The organism is Pseudomonas sp. BJP69, assembly GCF_007633355.1.
Classification (GTDB): Bacteria; Pseudomonadota; Gammaproteobacteria; order Pseudomonadales; family Pseudomonadaceae; genus Aquipseudomonas; species Aquipseudomonas juntendi.
Genome location: NZ_CP041933.1, coordinates 4,851,758 through 4,866,616, shown reverse-complemented (window position 1 = coordinate 4,866,616; position 14,859 = coordinate 4,851,758). Strand labels below are relative to the sequence as shown.

At 63.5% G+C, this 14,859-nt stretch carries 14 protein-coding genes; 7 read left to right on the top strand and 7 right to left on the bottom strand.

Annotated elements, in window-relative coordinates; all coding sequences use genetic code 11:
• Positions 1 to 211 precede the first annotated feature (211 nt).
• The 5 genes from FPB55_RS22760 to FPB55_RS22740 all read left to right on the top strand — a co-directional run bounded on the left by FPB55_RS22760 (position 212) and on the right by FPB55_RS22740 (position 4,431).
• Positions 212 to 1,372 (top strand): D-alanyl-D-alanine carboxypeptidase family protein, encoded by a 1,161-nt coding sequence (locus tag FPB55_RS22760; protein ID WP_009685831.1) that lies wholly within the window; start codon positions 212 to 214, stop codon positions 1,370 to 1,372.
• 70 nt (positions 1,373 to 1,442) lie between these two features.
• Positions 1,443 to 1,718, top strand: a complete 276-nt coding sequence (locus FPB55_RS22755; protein ID WP_009685832.1) for a DUF493 domain-containing protein — start codon at positions 1,443 to 1,445, stop codon at positions 1,716 to 1,718.
• Complete coding sequence (lipB, locus tag FPB55_RS22750; RefSeq protein WP_009685833.1) at positions 1,718 to 2,365, top strand: lipoyl(octanoyl) transferase LipB; 648 nt, start codon at positions 1,718 to 1,720, stop codon at positions 2,363 to 2,365. Before FPB55_RS22755 ends, lipB begins: the two co-directional genes overlap by 1 nt.
• A gap of 2 nt (positions 2,366 to 2,367) precedes the next feature.
• The gene (gene lipA / locus FPB55_RS22745) at positions 2,368 to 3,384 is read left to right on the top strand and encodes a lipoyl synthase (RefSeq protein WP_009685834.1); all 1,017 of its coding nucleotides are present in this window, start codon (positions 2,368 to 2,370) and stop codon (positions 3,382 to 3,384) included.
• Positions 3,385 to 3,492: 108 nt separating this feature from the next.
• Entirely contained in the window at positions 3,493 to 4,431 is a 939-nt protein-coding gene (locus FPB55_RS22740) for an LD-carboxypeptidase (protein WP_144189683.1), read from the top strand.
• 91 nt (positions 4,432 to 4,522) lie between these two features.
• Here the strand turns inward: FPB55_RS22740 and FPB55_RS22735 are convergent, their stop codons facing one another.
• The 5 genes from FPB55_RS22735 to leuS all read right to left on the bottom strand — a co-directional run bounded on the left by FPB55_RS22735 (position 4,523) and on the right by leuS (position 10,893).
• On the bottom strand, positions 4,523 to 5,839 hold the full coding sequence (locus tag FPB55_RS22735) for a lytic murein transglycosylase (protein WP_054911693.1): 1,317 nt from the start codon (positions 5,837 to 5,839) through the stop codon (positions 4,523 to 4,525).
• A 60-nt stretch (positions 5,840 to 5,899) separates the two neighbouring features.
• Positions 5,900 to 6,064, bottom strand: coding sequence for an alternative ribosome rescue factor ArfA (gene arfA, locus FPB55_RS22730; protein ID WP_009685838.1), 165 nt, complete (start codon positions 6,062 to 6,064; stop codon positions 5,900 to 5,902).
• A gap of 478 nt (positions 6,065 to 6,542) precedes the next feature.
• Complete coding sequence (gene holA, locus FPB55_RS22725) at positions 6,543 to 7,580, bottom strand: DNA polymerase III subunit delta (protein ID WP_009685390.1); 1,038 nt, start codon at positions 7,578 to 7,580, stop codon at positions 6,543 to 6,545.
• A gap of 39 nt (positions 7,581 to 7,619) precedes the next feature.
• On the bottom strand, positions 7,620 to 8,225 hold the full coding sequence (lptE, locus tag FPB55_RS22720) for an LPS assembly lipoprotein LptE (RefSeq protein ID WP_009685391.1): 606 nt from the start codon (positions 8,223 to 8,225) through the stop codon (positions 7,620 to 7,622).
• A 61-nt stretch (positions 8,226 to 8,286) separates the two neighbouring features.
• Positions 8,287 to 10,893 carry a leucine--tRNA ligase gene (leuS, locus tag FPB55_RS22715; protein WP_125855114.1) on the bottom strand — a complete coding sequence of 869 codons (2,607 nt, stop codon included), beginning with the start codon at positions 10,891 to 10,893 and terminating at the stop codon, positions 8,287 to 8,289.
• 227 nt (positions 10,894 to 11,120) lie between these two features.
• Here leuS and FPB55_RS22710 point away from each other — a divergent pair, with 227 nt between their 5' ends.
• Entirely contained in the window at positions 11,121 to 11,435 is a 315-nt protein-coding gene (locus FPB55_RS22710) for a hypothetical protein (protein WP_009685393.1), read from the top strand.
• Between the two features lie 135 nt (positions 11,436 to 11,570).
• Positions 11,571 to 12,332, top strand: coding sequence for a YdcF family protein (locus FPB55_RS22705; protein WP_009685394.1), 762 nt, complete (start codon positions 11,571 to 11,573; stop codon positions 12,330 to 12,332).
• Between the two features lie 152 nt (positions 12,333 to 12,484).
• Here FPB55_RS22705 and lnt read toward each other — a convergent pair whose 3' ends face one another.
• Positions 12,485 to 14,002: an apolipoprotein N-acyltransferase gene (gene lnt, locus FPB55_RS22700; RefSeq protein ID WP_144189380.1), complete on the bottom strand. Its 1,518-nt coding sequence runs from the start codon at positions 14,000 to 14,002 to the stop codon at positions 12,485 to 12,487.
• Positions 14,003 to 14,010: 8 nt separating this feature from the next.
• Positions 14,011 to 14,850, bottom strand: a complete 840-nt coding sequence (locus tag FPB55_RS22695; RefSeq protein ID WP_009685396.1) for an HlyC/CorC family transporter — start codon at positions 14,848 to 14,850, stop codon at positions 14,011 to 14,013.
• Between the last annotated feature and the right edge of the window lie 9 nt (positions 14,851 to 14,859).

The following is a 14,859-nucleotide window of genomic DNA, read 5'->3' as shown; positions in this document are numbered from 1 at the left end:
CTTTGTCTTTCGGCTTGCAGCTTGAAACTCTTGCTGTCGGTTTTGTCATGAACTGCCGGGCTCGGCCATGTACAATGTCGGCTTTTGCCCGCAGCGACATCAAGCCGCACTGTAGCGGGCCAGGCCTCTGGCCATAAAACTAGACTGACTGGCGCTGGGCGCATGATGTTGCCCAGGGAACATCAGACCATTAGCGATTTTCGAGAGACGGATGAACATCACCAACCTTGCCAAACGACTTTGCCTGCCTGTACTGCTGCTGATCACGCCTGCTGCCTTCGCGGCCGAGCAGATGACACCGGCACCACCGCAACTGGCAGCCAAGTCCTACGTACTCATGGACGCGTCCAGCGGCAACGTGCTGGTCGAAAACAACGGTGACGAGCGCCTGCCGCCAGCCAGCCTGACCAAGCTGATGACCGCCTACATCGCCACCCTGGACATCCGCCGTGGCCAGATCGGCGAGAACGACCCGGTTACCGTCAGTGAAAACGCCTGGCGTACCGGCGGTTCGCGCATGTTCATCAAGGTTGGCAGCCAGGTCACCGTCAGCGACCTGCTGCACGGCATCATCATCCAGTCCGGCAACGATGCCTCGGTCGCCCTGTCCGAGCACATCGCCGGCAGCGAAGATGCGTTCGCCGACATGATGAACAAGACCGCGGCCGACCTGGGCATGACCAACAGCCACTTCATGAACCCGACTGGCCTGCCGAACCCGGACCACTACTCGTCGGCCCATGACATGGCGGTACTGGCCCGGGCGATCATCAACGTCGACCCGGCGCACTACGCCATCTATTCGCAGAAAGAGTTCTTCTGGAACAACATCAAGCAGCCTAACCGCAACCTGCTGCTGTGGCGTGACAAGACCGTCGACGGCCTGAAAACCGGCCACACCGAAGAAGCAGGCTACTGCATGGTGGCTTCGGCGGTACGCGATGGCCAGCGCCTGATCGCGGTGGTGTTCGGCACCAACAGCGAACAAGCGCGTGCTGCCGAAACCCAGAAGCTGCTGACCTACGGCTTCCGCTTCTTCGAAACCCAGACCTTCTACCAGAAGGGCACCGAGCTGACCCAGGCGCCGGTGTGGAAGGGCGCCACTGGCCAAGTCAAGGCCGGCCTGGCCGACGACCTGACCATGACCATGCCTAAAGGCCAGCTCAAGCGCCTGGTCGCCACGATGACCATGAACCCGCAGCTCACCGCGCCAATCGCCAAAGGTGACGTGATCGGCAAAGTGGAAGTCAAACTGGACGAGAAAGTGGTTCACAGCGCCGACCTGATCGCCCTCGATGGCGTCGAGGAAGGTGGTTTCTTCCGCCGTATGTGGGATAGCATCCGTCTATTCTTCTACGGGTTGTTCAACTGATACGTGACCTGCACACCCCCGCGCATCACGCGGGGGTGTTGTTGCCACGGCTTACGAGGCCGTTTCCGCCATGAGCGAACCAGACGTCAAGTCGCACAAGATCGAATTCCCTTGCGCCGATTACCCGATCAAAGTCATCGGTGACACCGTTGTCGGCTTCAAGGACACGGTTATCGAGATTCTCAGCAAGCACGCCAAAGTCGACCTTTCCACCCTGGCCGAACGCCAGAGCAAGGAAGGCAAGTACACCACCGTGCAACTGCACATCGTTGCCGAAAGCGAGAACCAGCTGCACGATATCAACAGCGCCCTGCGCGCTACCGGTATCGTGAAAATGGTGCTCTGATGCCCGCCTGCCTCGGTTTTCGCGAGCTTGGCCTGCAGCCCTACCAACCGGTGCTGGAGGCCATGCGGCGCTTCACCGAGCAGCGCAGCCCGGCCAGCCAGGATGAAATCTGGCTGGTCGAGCACCCTGCGGTCTTTACCCAGGGCCAGGCCGGCAAGGCCGAGCACCTGCTGGTGCCGGGTGACATCCCGGTGGTGCAGACCGACCGCGGCGGCCAGGTGACCTACCATGGCCCCGGGCAGTTGGTGGCCTACCTGCTGCTGGATGTACGCCGGCTGGGTTTTGGTGTACGCGAGCTGGTCAGCCGTATCGAGCAGACCCTCATCGACCTGCTGGCCAGCTATGGCGTGCAGGCTTCAGCCAAGCCCGATGCGCCGGGCGTCTATGTCGATGGAGCGAAAATCGCCTCCCTCGGCCTGCGAATTCGCAACGGCCGTTCGTTTCACGGCCTTGCCCTGAACGTGGACATGGACCTTGCGCCATTCCGCCGAATCAACCCCTGCGGTTATGCGGGGCTGGCGATGACCCAGCTACGTGACCTGGCAGGCCCGATCGAACTCGACGAGGTCAGGACAAGGCTGCGCGGACAGCTGGTCAAGCACCTCGACTACGCTGAGCAGACGACCCTCACGGGCGGAATCGACTGAATATGACAACTGTGCAAGAAGCCGTGCCCAACCTGATACCTACCCAGGATGCCACCCCGCGCCCAGCGCCGAAGAAGGTGGAAGCCGGGGTCAAGCTGCGTGGCGCCGAGAAGGTGGCGCGCATCCCGGTGAAAATCATCCCGACCGACGAGTTGCCGAAAAAGCCCGACTGGATTCGCGTGCGTATCCCCGTCTCGCCGGAGGTCGACCGCATCAAGCAACTGCTGCGCAAGCACAAGCTGCACAGCGTGTGCGAGGAAGCTTCCTGCCCGAACCTGGGTGAGTGCTTCTCGGGCGGCACCGCCACCTTCATGATCATGGGTGACATCTGCACCCGTCGTTGCCCGTTCTGCGACGTAGGCCACGGCCGACCGAAGCCGCTGGACCTGGACGAGCCTAAAAACCTGGCGGTCGCCATCGCTGACCTGCGCCTGAAGTACGTGGTGATCACTTCGGTAGACCGCGACGACCTGCGTGACGGTGGTGCCCAGCACTTTGCCGACTGCATCCGCGAAATCCGCGCGCTGTCGCCAGGCGTGCAACTGGAAACCCTGGTGCCGGACTACCGCGGGCGTATGGACGTGGCACTGGAAATCACTGCGCAAGAGCCGCCGGATGTGTTCAACCACAACCTCGAAACCGTGCCGCGCCTGTACAAGGCCGCGCGCCCAGGCTCTGACTACGACTGGTCGCTGGACCTGTTGCAGAAGTTCAAGCAGTTGGTGCCGCATGTACCCACCAAGTCGGGCCTGATGCTGGGCCTGGGTGAAACCGACGAAGAAGTGATCGAAGTGATGCACCGCATGCGTGAGCATGACATCGACATGCTTACCCTCGGTCAGTACCTGCAACCGTCGCGCAGCCACCTGCCGGTGCAGCGTTTCGTGCACCCCGACACCTTTGCCTGGTTCGCCGAGGAAGGCTACAAGATGGGCTTCAAGAACGTGGCTTCCGGCCCGCTGGTGCGCTCTTCGTACCATGCCGACCAGCAGGCGCACGAAGCCAAGATCAAGCTCTGAGCCTGGCTGAAACACAAATGCCGATGCTTGCCGAAAGGGCAGCATCGGCATTTTTTTTGCCGGCGACAAGCCATAAGCTACAAGCGACAAGATGCCTGGAGCTGCATGATGAATTGTGTCGATACCCTTCCCGTACATTTGCCCAAGGCGATCTTGCAGGACACCTGCTTCGCTATCATCGCGCCGGCGGGCTCGGCGCGGCTGGATACGCACAAGGTCAACCAGTGGTTCGCTGATCGTGGCTACCGTTGCCGCATTTACCCAGGTGCCCTGCAGGCTCAGGGTTACCTGGCAGGCCCGGACCAGCAGCGGCTGCAGGACCTGCACGATGCCTTTGCCGACCCGGGCATCGACGCCATCCTGTGCATGCGCGGCGGTTACGGCAGCATGCGCCTGCTCGACCAGCTGGATTTCCAGCTGATACGGCGCAACCCCAAGCCGCTGATTGGCTACAGCGATATCACGGCGCTGCATACGGCCCTTTATCGGCATGCCGGGCTGATCACGTTCCATGGGGGGATGCTCAATGCCGACTTGCTCGGCGGCAAGCTGCCGCCGACCGAGTCGTCGTTGCTGGCCCAGCTGGGTGGGCATGTGCGCGCAGGGGAGCAGATTGCCCACCCAGCGGGCTATGCCATGAGCACGGTGATGCCGGGGGTTGCCAGCGGGCGTTTGCTGGGTGGCAACCTGTCGATGCTGGGCGCGACGCTTGGCACCGTGGCCGAGCTGGATACCGAGGGCTGCATACTGTTTATCGAAGACGTCAATGAGCCGCTGTACCGGGTAGACCGGCTACTGACGCAGTTGCGCCTGGCGGGCAAGCTGGCGAGCGTGAAAGGCGTGCTGGTAGGGGATTTTGCCGGGATTACCACGGCGGCGTTGACGCCATTGCTGGAGGAAACTTTCGGGCCCTTGGGCGTGCCGGTGCTGGCGGGGTGGCGCAGTGGGCATTGCGACCCGAATGTGTGCTTGCCGCTGGGGGCTCGGGTACGGCTGGACAGTGTTCAGCAGAGCTTGGTGTTGGAGCAGGATGTGTTCAAGGCTTGAGATAGCCGGGGCTGCTTTGCAGCCCTTTCGCGACACAAGGCCGCTCCTACAGGGATCGCGTTACACCAACGTACCGCAACCCCCAGCTATCTCACTGGCTACGCAGGCTCTCAAGCAGCTTATGGGTCGGGTAACCATCCGCCGGCCACCCCAGCCCTTGCTGGGCGTTGCGTATGGCCTTGCGGGTGTTGGCGCCGATAATGCCATCGGCATTGCCTGCGTCATACCCACGGCCGTTAAGCAGGTTCTGCAACTCCACGCGTTCGCTGCGGCTCAGCGGCAAGTCTTCCTTCGGCCAGCTGCCGGCAATGAAGCCCCAGCCGCTGAAGCGGTCGGCCAGCAGGCTCACCGCCAGCGCATAGGACGATGAGTTGTTGTACTTGAGGATGGCGCGGAAGTTATCCAGTACCAGGAACGCCGGGCCACGCGCGCCTGCTGGCAACAGCAACGCGGCAGACAGCTGGTTGCTGCCCGCTGGCAATTGGGTACCGGTTGGCAGCTTCACACCCATTGCCAGCCACTCGCTCACCGGCCTGCGCAACGCGCCATCGGCCTGCCAGAAATCGAAACCTGGCGGTACCTGCACCTCGAAGCCCCACGGTTGGCCACGCTTCCAGCCCGAGCTTTGCAGGTAGTGCGCGGTCGAGGCCAGGGCATCGGGGGTGCTGTTCCAGATGTCGCGGCGGCCGTCGCCGTCAAAGTCCACGGCATGGGTGTTGTAGGTGGTCGGGATGAACTGGGTCTGGCCCATGGCGCCAGCCCACGAGCCACGCATGGCCTCAGGCTGAATGTCGCCATGCTGGATGATCTGCAGGGCGGCGATCAGCTGGTCCTGGGCGAACTGCGGGCGACGGCCTTCATAGGCCAGGGTCGCCAGCGAGCGGATCACCGACTTGTTGCCCTGGAACTGGCCGAAATTGCTCTCCATGCCCCACACCGCCACCAGCACCTGGCGGTCAACGCCATAGCGTTGCTCGATGCGGGTCAGCAGTTCGGCGTTCTGCTCCAGCAACCGCTTGCCATTGCGCACGCGCAAAGGGGACAGCGCGCCTTCGAGGTATTCCCACACCGGGCGGCTGAACTCAGGCTGGCTGCGGTCGGCCTTGATCACGTCCATGTCGGGTGTAACCCCGAGGAAGGCGCGGTCGAAGATGCTTGGCGAAATACCCGCTTGCAAGGCTTGTTCGCGGAAACCCGCCTGCCACTGGGCGAAGGTTTGCAAAGGCTGGATTTCAGTGCTGGCGTCTGGCGTTGCACCGGGCACGGTAACCACAGGCGCAGGTTGCGCAGGGGCCAGCGGCAGCGCGTCGGCGGCGGTAGGTTTTTCCGCGCAGGCAACCAGCAGGATGAAGCTGGAGGCCGCGATCAGCTGGCGGGTTTCCCAACGGGGAGAAAGACGGAAGAGCATGCACAGATCCAGAATTGCAGGTCAGGTGCTGACCATATCATGCCTGCGCCCGCGATGCTTTCATGCCGCCAAAAAGTAGGAAGCCTCCCAATCTCTCGATTGGAAGGCTTCGCGGCGGTAGCTGCCTTTGCCTTTTTCCGGTTGTTCCTGGCGGCAGCGGAACAGCGGTTGGGCAATGATCGACTTGGCCTTGTTGGGGCCGTGCTTTTTCGGCTTTTTGCTCATGGCGGGGTTCCCGTGGTGGGTGGGTTTCGGGGCGCACTTTAGGGCCCAGGGGCGATGTGGGCCAATTGATTGTGTATATGGTTCACAGGCCCTATCGCTGGCAAGCCACACAGGGGTCGCCTTAGGGCTGACAGGTGTTTGCCACAAGGTATGGCAGCGCCTGTTAGAGCGAGCGCCGCCCGCGCGGCGCAATCGCGAGCTGCGCTCGCTCCTACGTTTGTTTCGGGCCAATTATTCCTGTGGGATTCGCGCGCGAACGCCTTGGTGCATGCCTCAATATCGCGCCGTACAAACAAGGCGGCCGCGCGCGCCTGTCACAGGCGTTACTGGCCCGAAACAAACGTAGGAGCGAGCGCAGCTCGCGATTGCGCCGCGCGGGCGGCGCTCGGTTTCACAGGCGCTGCATAACTTGTGGCAGACACCGACAGCCCTGACGCGCACCCTGTGGCTGGCTTGCCAGCGATAGGGCCTGTGACCGTTATAGAGGGGGTAGCGCCAGACGCTGACCCGCCATCAGCAATGCCAACCGCGCCAGGCCCGTCCACGGCGAGCCCTCGGCCTGGCCCTTGATTTGCGCATCGATACGCTGGGCATCCTGCAGCAGTTGCGCCCAGCGCTGCGCCGAGAGGCGCTGTAGGGCCTTGCTGACCAACGGCCGGCGCTTATCCCAGACCGGTGGGCGCGCCTGGCTGAACGCCTTGTCCAGCGGCACGCCCTGGCTGAATTGCTGGGCCAGCCCGGCGAGCTGGCGCAGCTCACGCGCCAGCGCCCAGAGAACCACCGGGGGCTCGACCCCCTCACCGCGCAAGCCTTCGAGCATGCGCAGGGCATGTGCAGCTTCACCGTTGAGAATGGCGTCTACCAGCCCGAAAACGTCGAACCGGGCGCTGTCAGCGACAGCCGACTGCACGGTTTCGACGGTGATTTGGTTGCCTTCGGCCAACAGCTTGAGCTTTTCGATTTCCTGCGCGGCAGCCAGCAGGTTGCCTTCTACGCGCGCGGCAATCAGGTCGACAGCGTCACGCTGCGCCGACAGGCCGGCCTGCTGCAGGCGCTGGTTGATCCATTGCGGCAGTTGGTGCGCATCCACCGGCCAGATCTGGATGAACTGGCAGTGGGCACCTTCGATCAAGGCCTTGCCCCACTTGGTCTTCTGCGCGCTGCCGTCGAGCTTGGGCAGGCTGACCAGCAGCAAGGTGTCTTCGGCGGGATTGGCGCAGTATTCCATCAGCGCTGCGGCGCCCTTGTCACCCGGCTTGCCCGAGGGCAGGCGAAGTTCCAGCAAGCGCCGCTGGGCGAACAGGGACAGGCTGGCGCCGGCCTGGAGCAGGGTGCCCCAGTCGAAGTTGGCGTCGGCACTGAAAACCTGGCGCTCGTCGAAACCTTGCTGGCGCGCAGCTTGGCGGATGGCGTCGGCGGCTTCCTGGCACAGCAGCGGGTCGTCACCGCTGACCACGTAGACCGGGGCCAAGGCGCCTTGCAGGTGCTTGTTGAGTTGGGCGGGGGCGAGCTTCATGGGCAGTAGGCGGGGCACCCGAAGGCACCCCGCACGGGCTTAGTTGCCCGGTACTTCCAGGGGCGACTGCTGCGGCGTTTCCGCCTGCTGGCGGCGTGCGGCCTCAAGGGCGGCCGCTTCAGCCTGGGCACGCTGATCGGCTTTTTGCTGCAGCTCGTCCAGCTGGGCTGGGGTCAGTTGCTGCAGGCGCACGACCATGGCGTTGACCAGGTCACGGCGCATTTCCAGGCGGGAACGGGCCGCTTCCTGCTCGGAACCGGTGATGTTCGAGGCATCGCGCACATACACCTTGCGCACTTCCAGCTTGTCACTCAGCAGTTCAAGGTTGTTCAAGCCCTGGATGCTGTAGTTGAGCTGGGTGGTCAGCTCGTACTCGGCAGTGCGGTTACCGCTGTTGTAGCTGGCCGAGCGCTCGCGCTGCTGTTCGTTGGTCAATACCAGGCGGTACGGCGCACCGGTGTGCACATTGACGCCGCTGTTCTTGAGCACCTGGCGCAGTTCGGTCACGGTAGGCCCGTACGCGTCACGCGCACTGACGTCCATTTCCTTGATGCTCAGCTCGTTGGTGCCAGTACCGCGCAGCTGGAAACCGCAGGCGCTGAGCATGACCGCCAGGCCAATTACCAGCAAATTGCGTTTGATCATGTTGTTGCTCCCTTGTGGGCCTGTTCCGCCCGCCCGCAGTGGCTGCGGGCGGGCGTTGCCATCAGTTGGCGACGATGTTGACCAGCTTGCCCGGTACCACGATGACCTTGCGAATGGCCAGGCCGTCGATGAAGCGCAGGACGTTCTCGTTGCTGCGCGCGGCGGCTTCGATTTCTTCGCGGCTGGAGGCGGCCGGCATTTCGACCTGCCCACGCAGTTTGCCGTTGACCTGCACCACCAGGGTGACGGTGTCCTGCACCAGCGCGGCTTCGTCGACTGCTGGCCAGCCAGCGTCGATCACGGCCTGATCATGGCCCAGCTGCTTCCACAGCTCGTGGGAGATGTGCGGGGTGATCGGCGCCAGCAGCAGGGTCACGGCTTCCAGGCCTTCGTGCAGCAGGGCACGGTCTTGCGCCGTGGCTTGCGGGGCTTTTTCCAGCACGTTCATCACGGTCATCACCTGGGCGATGGCGGTGTTGAATTTGTGGAACTGGCCGACGTCGGTGCTGGCCTGCTTGATGGCGGCGTGAATGGCGCGGCGAATGACCTTCTGTGCGTCGTCCAGGGCGGCGACATCCAGCTTGCCCGGCAGGCCTTGGGCAACGTGTGCCTGGGCCAGGCGCCAGACGCGGCGCAGGAAGCGGCTGGCGCCTTCGACGCCGGAGTCGGACCATTCCAGGCTCGCGTCAGGTGGCGAGGCGAACATCATGAACAGGCGGCAGGTATCGGCGCCGTACTGGTCGATCATCGACTGGGGATCGACGCCGTTGTTCTTCGACTTGGACATCTTCTCGGTGCCGCCGATTTCCACCGGCAGGCCGTCGGTCTTCAGGCGTGCGCCAATGATCTTGGCCTTGGCATCGCGTTCGATCTCGACATCGGCCGGGTTGAACCAGTCCTTGCCGCCGTTGCTGGCAACGCGGTAGTAGGTTTCGGCCACGACCATACCCTGGGTCAGCAGGTTCTTGAACGGCTCGTTCGAGGTGACCAGGCCTTCGTCACGCATCAGCTTGTGGAAGAAGCGCGCATACAGCAGGTGCAGGATGGCGTGTTCGATACCGCCGATGTACTGGTCGACCGGCAGCCAGTGGTTGGCTGCTTTCGGGTCGACCATGCCACCTTCGTAGTTCGGCGAGGCGTAGCGGGCGAAGTACCAGGACGACTCGACGAAGGTGTCCATGGTGTCGGTTTCGCGCTTGGCCGCAGCGCCGCATTTCGGGCAGCTGCACTCGTAGAATTCTGGCATGCGCGCCAGTGGCGAGCCGGCACCATCGGGCACCACGTTCTCCGGCAGGGTCACCGGCAGCTGGTCTTCTGGCACGGGCACGTCGCCGCAGGACGGGCAGTGGATGATCGGGATCGGGCAGCCCCAGTAGCGCTGGCGGCTGATACCCCAGTCGCGCAGGCGGAACTGGGTGCGCGATTTGCCCAGGTCCTTGCGGATCAGGGCTGCTTCGATGGCGTCGAAGGCGCCGGCAAAGTCCAGGCCGTCGAACTCGGCGGAGTTGATCAGTTGGCCGTGCTCGCCATAGGCGTCCTGCCACTCGTTGCCGACTTCATCGCCCGCGCTGGTGCGTACTACGGCCTTGACCGGCAGGTTGTACTTGTGGGCGAACTCGAAGTCGCGCTCGTCGTGAGCCGGCACCGCCATTACCGCGCCATCGCCATAGTGCATGAGCACGTAGTTGGCGACCCAGACCGGCAGCTTCTCGCCGGTCAGCGGGTGCTCCACCAGCAGGGAAGTGGCCATGCCCTTCTTCTCCTGGGTGGCCATGTCGGCTTCGGCAACGCTGCCGGCCTTGCATTCTTCGATGAACGCCTGCAGCGCCGGGTTGCCCTGGGCAGCCTGGGTGGCCAGCGGGTGCTCGGCGGCGACGGCGACGTAGGTGGCACCCATCAGCGTGTCGGGGCGGGTGGTGAAGACCTTGAGCGTGCCGGCGTGGCCGATGCTGGCCTGGTCGTAGGGGAACTGGACTTCCATGCCGCGTGACTTGCCGATCCAGTTGCGCTGCATGGTCTTGACCTGCTCAGGCCAGCCCGGCAGTTCATCGAGGCTTTCCAGCAGCTCGTCGGCGTAGTCGGTGATGCGGAAGTAGTACATCGGGATTTCGCGCTTTTCGATCAGCGCGCCGGAACGCCAGCCGCGGCCGTCGATGACCTGCTCGTTGGCCAGTACGGTCTGGTCTGCCGGGTCCCAGTTCACGGTCCCGTTCTTGCGGTAGATGATGCCTTTCTCGAACAGGCGGGTGAACAGCCACTGCTCCCAACGGTAGTAGTCAGGCTTGCAGGTGGTCACTTCACGTGCCCAGTCGATGGCCAGGCCCAGGCTCTTGAGCTGGGTCTTCATGTACTCGATGTTTTCGTACGTCCACTTGGCCGGGGCGACGTTGTTCTTCATCGCCGCGTTTTCCGCGGGCATGCCGAAAGCGTCCCAGCCCATCGGCTGCAGCACGTTCTTGCCCAGCATGCGCTGGTAGCGGGCAATCACGTCACCGATGGTGTAGTTGCGCACGTGGCCCATGTGTAGCTTGCCGCTCGGGTACGGGAACATCGACAGGCAGTAGTAGGTGTCCTTGCCTGGCTGTTCGGTAACAGCGAACGATTGTTGCTCGTCCCAGAAGTTCTGGGCGGCGGCTTCGATATCACGGGGCGTGTATTGTTCGTGCATGGCTACTTTTTGCTGAGAGGGAAGAGACCTTGTTCCAGGCAGCGGAACCTCGCTGCGTCCGGCACTCCGGTGTCATTTAGAGTGAACGCCGTAGCATACAGCAGCGCTGCGTATCGTGGGAAACCTTCGTTGCGAATGGCCGCTGGTCGCTGCACCCGGCTGCTTTTTGCAACGACGCTAAGCTCTGGTGTGGGGGGAGATATTCTTATCTTCAATGAGGTGAACGGATGGGAGAGACGCAGCTACCCGCAATCAGACCGGAGCTTTACGAGCGCCTGATCGACCGGCTTGGCCTGGCACTCGAAAGCGCCAGGACCTCTGTGCGATTGCGCGACGAGATGCCAGCCGAGCTGGAGTTGCGTGGCCTCAGCCACGCAGAGTTCGAAGTGATCAAGGCCTACCTGGAAGCCCTTCCGGGGCGCCGTAATGCTGCTGTCGGCAGTTACCCACAAGCGGAGCCGGCATCAGCCAAGATTATCTGGCTCAAGGACCAGAAGCGCGCTGCCACTGCGGCCAGTTCCAGAACGCTGCGCCAGCGCTAGTCGTTCAGGGCGCCCGGCGCAGGCCATCGCGCCACGGTCATTCATCATTCATACAGCTTGCGATCGGCACTGGCCCTACCTTGTTGACCGGTGCCGATCCTTTTAGGCTGCACGCCTGCCAAGGAGGTGTAGCCGATGCCCATACGATTTTTCATCAAACAATGGCTGATGCCGCCGGGCATCTTGTTCCTGTTGCTGCTTGCCGCATGGTGGTGGCGTGCGCGCCGGCCACGGCTGGCGGCGCTGTGTTTTGGCGTGGGGCTGGGTGGCTTGTGGCTGATGAGCTTGCCGCTGGTGGTGCAGGAAACGGCCCGGGTGCTGGAGACCGAGCCGCCACTGGCCGTCAGCGACTGGGCGAGGCTGGCCAGCCGGGCAGATGCCATTGTGGTACTGGGCGCGGGGCGCGAACGGGGTGACCCCGCGTGGGGCGGTGGTGACCAGCCTACCGCCACGGCGCTGGAGCGCATGCGCTTTGCCGCGCGGCTGGCCAAGGCTTCGGGTTTGCCGGTGCTGACCAGTGGCGGGCTGCACTACGGCACGCCGCCGAGCGAGGCGCAGTTGATGGCTGATCGCCTGCGTGAGGATTTCGCGGTCGAGGTGAGGTGGCGCGAAGAGGCCAGCCGCACGACCTGGGAGAACGCCCAGCTGTCGGCCAAGGTGCTGCAGCCGCTGGGGATTCGCCGTGTGGTGGTGGTCACCCAGGCCTGGCACATGCAGCGCTCGCGCTGGAGCTTTGAACAGGCGGGGTTCGAGGTGGTGCCGGCGCCGGTGGGGTTCCTTGGGCGCGAGCATGCGCGGCCATTCGGCGGGTTGCTGCCGGAAAGCCGGGCGATGTGGCAGAGCGGGCAGTTGCTTAATGAGGTGGTGGGGCTGGTGGGGTACCGGGTGTTCTATTGAATTCAGGTTTGCGCGGTTCCTTGTAGGAGCGGCCTTGTGTCGCGATGGGCAGCGCAGCAGCCCCGGATCTCAGCTCTATCTCAAGATTGCCGGGGCTGCTTTGCAGCCCATCGCGACGCAAGGCCGCTCCTACAGGGACCGTGTAATGCCAGTTAGACGGTCTTGGCTATGCGCCCGGCCAGCAATGCCCAGCCCAGCAGCAGCACGCAGACAATCGCCAGCGGCCACGAACGCCATTGCAGGTAGGGCGTGAGCTGCTGCATCGGCACCACTTCGCCATACATCACCGCCTGCTGGAATTGCGGTACTTGCGTGGTGATACGGCCGAACGGGTCGATCAGCGCGGTCACACCATTGTTGGTGGCGCGGATCATCCAGCGGCCGGCTTCCAACGCACGCATCTGCGCCATCTGCAGGTGCTGCAGCGGGCCGATCGAGGTGCCGAACCAGGTGTCGTTGCTGATGGTCAGCAGCAGGTCGCTACGCGCCGCCAGCCCTGCAGCGAATTCCGGGTAGACCACTTCGTAGCAGATGTACGGGGCAATCTGGTAACCCTTGGCCTGCAGCAGTGGCTGGTCTTCCGGGCCGCGGGCAAAGTCCGACATGGGCAGGTTGAAGAACTCGATGGCGCCACGCAGCATGTCCTGCAGCGGCACATACTCGCCAAACGGCACCAGTTTCTGCTTGAGGTAGGTGCCATCGCCTTCGCCGGCCACCGTGATACCGTTGTAGTAGCGGCGCTGGTGATGCACCTCTTCGCGTACCGGTACGCCGGTGATCAGCGCCGAATGCCGTTCGGCGGCAAAGCGGCCCATCACATCGATGTAGCCCTGGGCCTGGTCCTTGAGCACCGGCACCGCGGTTTCGGGCCACACCAGCAGGTCCACTGGCTTGGAACTGAAGCTCAGGTCACGGTACAGCGCCAGTTGTGCATCGATGTGCGCCGGGTCCCATTTCAGGTCCTGTTCGACGTTGCCCTGTATGGCCGCCACTTTCAGCGGGTCGCCAGCCGGCTTGGTCCAGGCATGACCTTTGAGTGCCAGGCCCAGGGCCCAGGGCGCCAGCAACAGCACCGCGGCAATGGCCAGGAACGAAGGGCGCGCGCGCAGGCGGTGCAGGTTGCACAGCAGGGCGGCAGAGAGGGCCAGGGCGAAGGAAACCAGCCATACGCCACCCAGCGGGGCAAGGCCTGCCAACGGCCCGTCGAGCTGGCTGTAACCGGCGTAGAGCCAGGGAAAACCGGTCAGGAACCAGCCGCGGAAAGCTTCCTGCAGCAGCCACAGGGCGGCGAAACACAAGGCGTCGGCCAGCGGCGCTTCGTTGCGCCGCAACCAGCGCGCCCACAACCAGGTGGGCAGGGCGAAGAACCACGCCAGAGCGGCGAAAAATGCCAACAACAGCACGATCGCCAGCAACGGCGAGGCGCCGCCGTAGGTGGTCATGCTGACGTAGATCCACCAGGTGCCCGCGCCGTACAGGCCAAACCCGAACCACCAGCCACGCCACATGGCCTGGCGCGGGCTGAGCTCGCGCAGGCCCAGGTAGAGCAGGGCGATCGATAGCAAGGCCAGCGGCCAGATATCGAACGGTGCCAGGGCCAGGAGGGTGGATGCGCCGGCCGCCAGGGCCAGCAGGTTACCGGGCCAGCCGGGGCGGGTGATCCAACGCATGTTTGTCCTTAACGGTTGATCGGGGTCAGGCGCAGCAAATGTATCCGCCGGCTGTCGGCGTTGAGAATACGGAACTTGTAGGCGCCGATCTCGGTGGTTTCGTTACGCTTGGGCAGGTGGCCAAAGGCACTCATCACCAGGCCGCCGACGGTGTCGAATTCGTCATCGGAGAACTCGCTGTCGAAGAACTCGTTGAAGTTTTCGATCGGGGTCAGCGCCTTGACCAGGAAGTCACCGCTGGGCAGCGGCTTGATGTAGCTGTCTTCCTCGACATCGTGCTCGTCCTCGATATCGCCAACGATCTGCTCCAGCACATCCTCGATGGTGACCAGGCCGGCCACGCCGCCATATTCGTCGATGACCACGGCCATGTGGTTGTGGTTGGCACGGAACTCGCGCAACAGCACGTTCAGGCGCTTGGACTCGGGCACGAAGGTGGCCGGGCGCAGCAGGTCCTTGATATTGAAGCTGTCGCCGTTCTCTTTGAGGATGAGCGGCAGCAGGTCCTTGGCGAGCAGGATCCCGAGCACATCGTCATGGCTTTCGCCGATCACCGGGTAGCGCGAGTGCGCGGCGTCGATCACCGCCGGCAGGAATTCGCGCGGCGACTGGCTGGCCTTGATGCTGATCATCTGCGAGCGCGGGACCATGATGTCGCGCACCTGCAGGTCGGCGACCTGGATGGCGCCTTCGACAATGGTCAGCGCCTCGCTGTCCAGCAGTTTGTTCTGATGGGCTTCGCGCAGCAGCTCCAGCAGCTCCTGGCGGTTTTTCGGCTCATGGGCAAAAGCCTGGGTCAGTTTACCCAGCCAGGACTTCTGCCCGTTGCTCGATCGATCTTCGCTCATGGCGGTTCT

Excerpts from the sequence above, each read along its gene's own strand:
- FPB55_RS22760 (WP_009685831.1), top strand. The coding sequence starts at position 212 with ATGAACATCACCAACCTTGCCAAACGACTTTGCCTGCCTGTACTGCTG.
- FPB55_RS22755 (WP_009685832.1), top strand. The coding sequence starts at position 1,443 with ATGAGCGAACCAGACGTCAAGTCGCACAAGATCGAATTCCCTTGCGCC.
- lipB (WP_009685833.1), top strand. The coding sequence starts at position 1,718 with ATGCCCGCCTGCCTCGGTTTTCGCGAGCTTGGCCTGCAGCCCTACCAA.
- lipA (WP_009685834.1), top strand. The coding sequence starts at position 2,368 with ATGACAACTGTGCAAGAAGCCGTGCCCAACCTGATACCTACCCAGGAT.
- FPB55_RS22740 (WP_144189683.1), top strand. The coding sequence starts at position 3,493 with ATGAATTGTGTCGATACCCTTCCCGTACATTTGCCCAAGGCGATCTTG.
- FPB55_RS22735 (WP_054911693.1), bottom strand. The coding sequence starts at position 5,839 with ATGCTCTTCCGTCTTTCTCCCCGTTGGGAAACCCGCCAGCTGATCGCG.
- arfA (WP_009685838.1), bottom strand. The coding sequence starts at position 6,064 with ATGAGCAAAAAGCCGAAAAAGCACGGCCCCAACAAGGCCAAGTCGATC.
- holA (WP_009685390.1), bottom strand. The coding sequence starts at position 7,580 with ATGAAGCTCGCCCCCGCCCAACTCAACAAGCACCTGCAAGGCGCCTTG.
- lptE (WP_009685391.1), bottom strand. The coding sequence starts at position 8,225 with ATGATCAAACGCAATTTGCTGGTAATTGGCCTGGCGGTCATGCTCAGC.
- leuS (WP_125855114.1), bottom strand. The coding sequence starts at position 10,893 with ATGCACGAACAATACACGCCCCGTGATATCGAAGCCGCCGCCCAGAAC.
- FPB55_RS22710 (WP_009685393.1), top strand. The coding sequence starts at position 11,121 with ATGGGAGAGACGCAGCTACCCGCAATCAGACCGGAGCTTTACGAGCGC.
- FPB55_RS22705 (WP_009685394.1), top strand. The coding sequence starts at position 11,571 with ATGCCCATACGATTTTTCATCAAACAATGGCTGATGCCGCCGGGCATC.
- lnt (WP_144189380.1), bottom strand. The coding sequence starts at position 14,002 with ATGCGTTGGATCACCCGCCCCGGCTGGCCCGGTAACCTGCTGGCCCTG.
- FPB55_RS22695 (WP_009685396.1), bottom strand. The coding sequence starts at position 14,850 with ATGAGCGAAGATCGATCGAGCAACGGGCAGAAGTCCTGGCTGGGTAAA.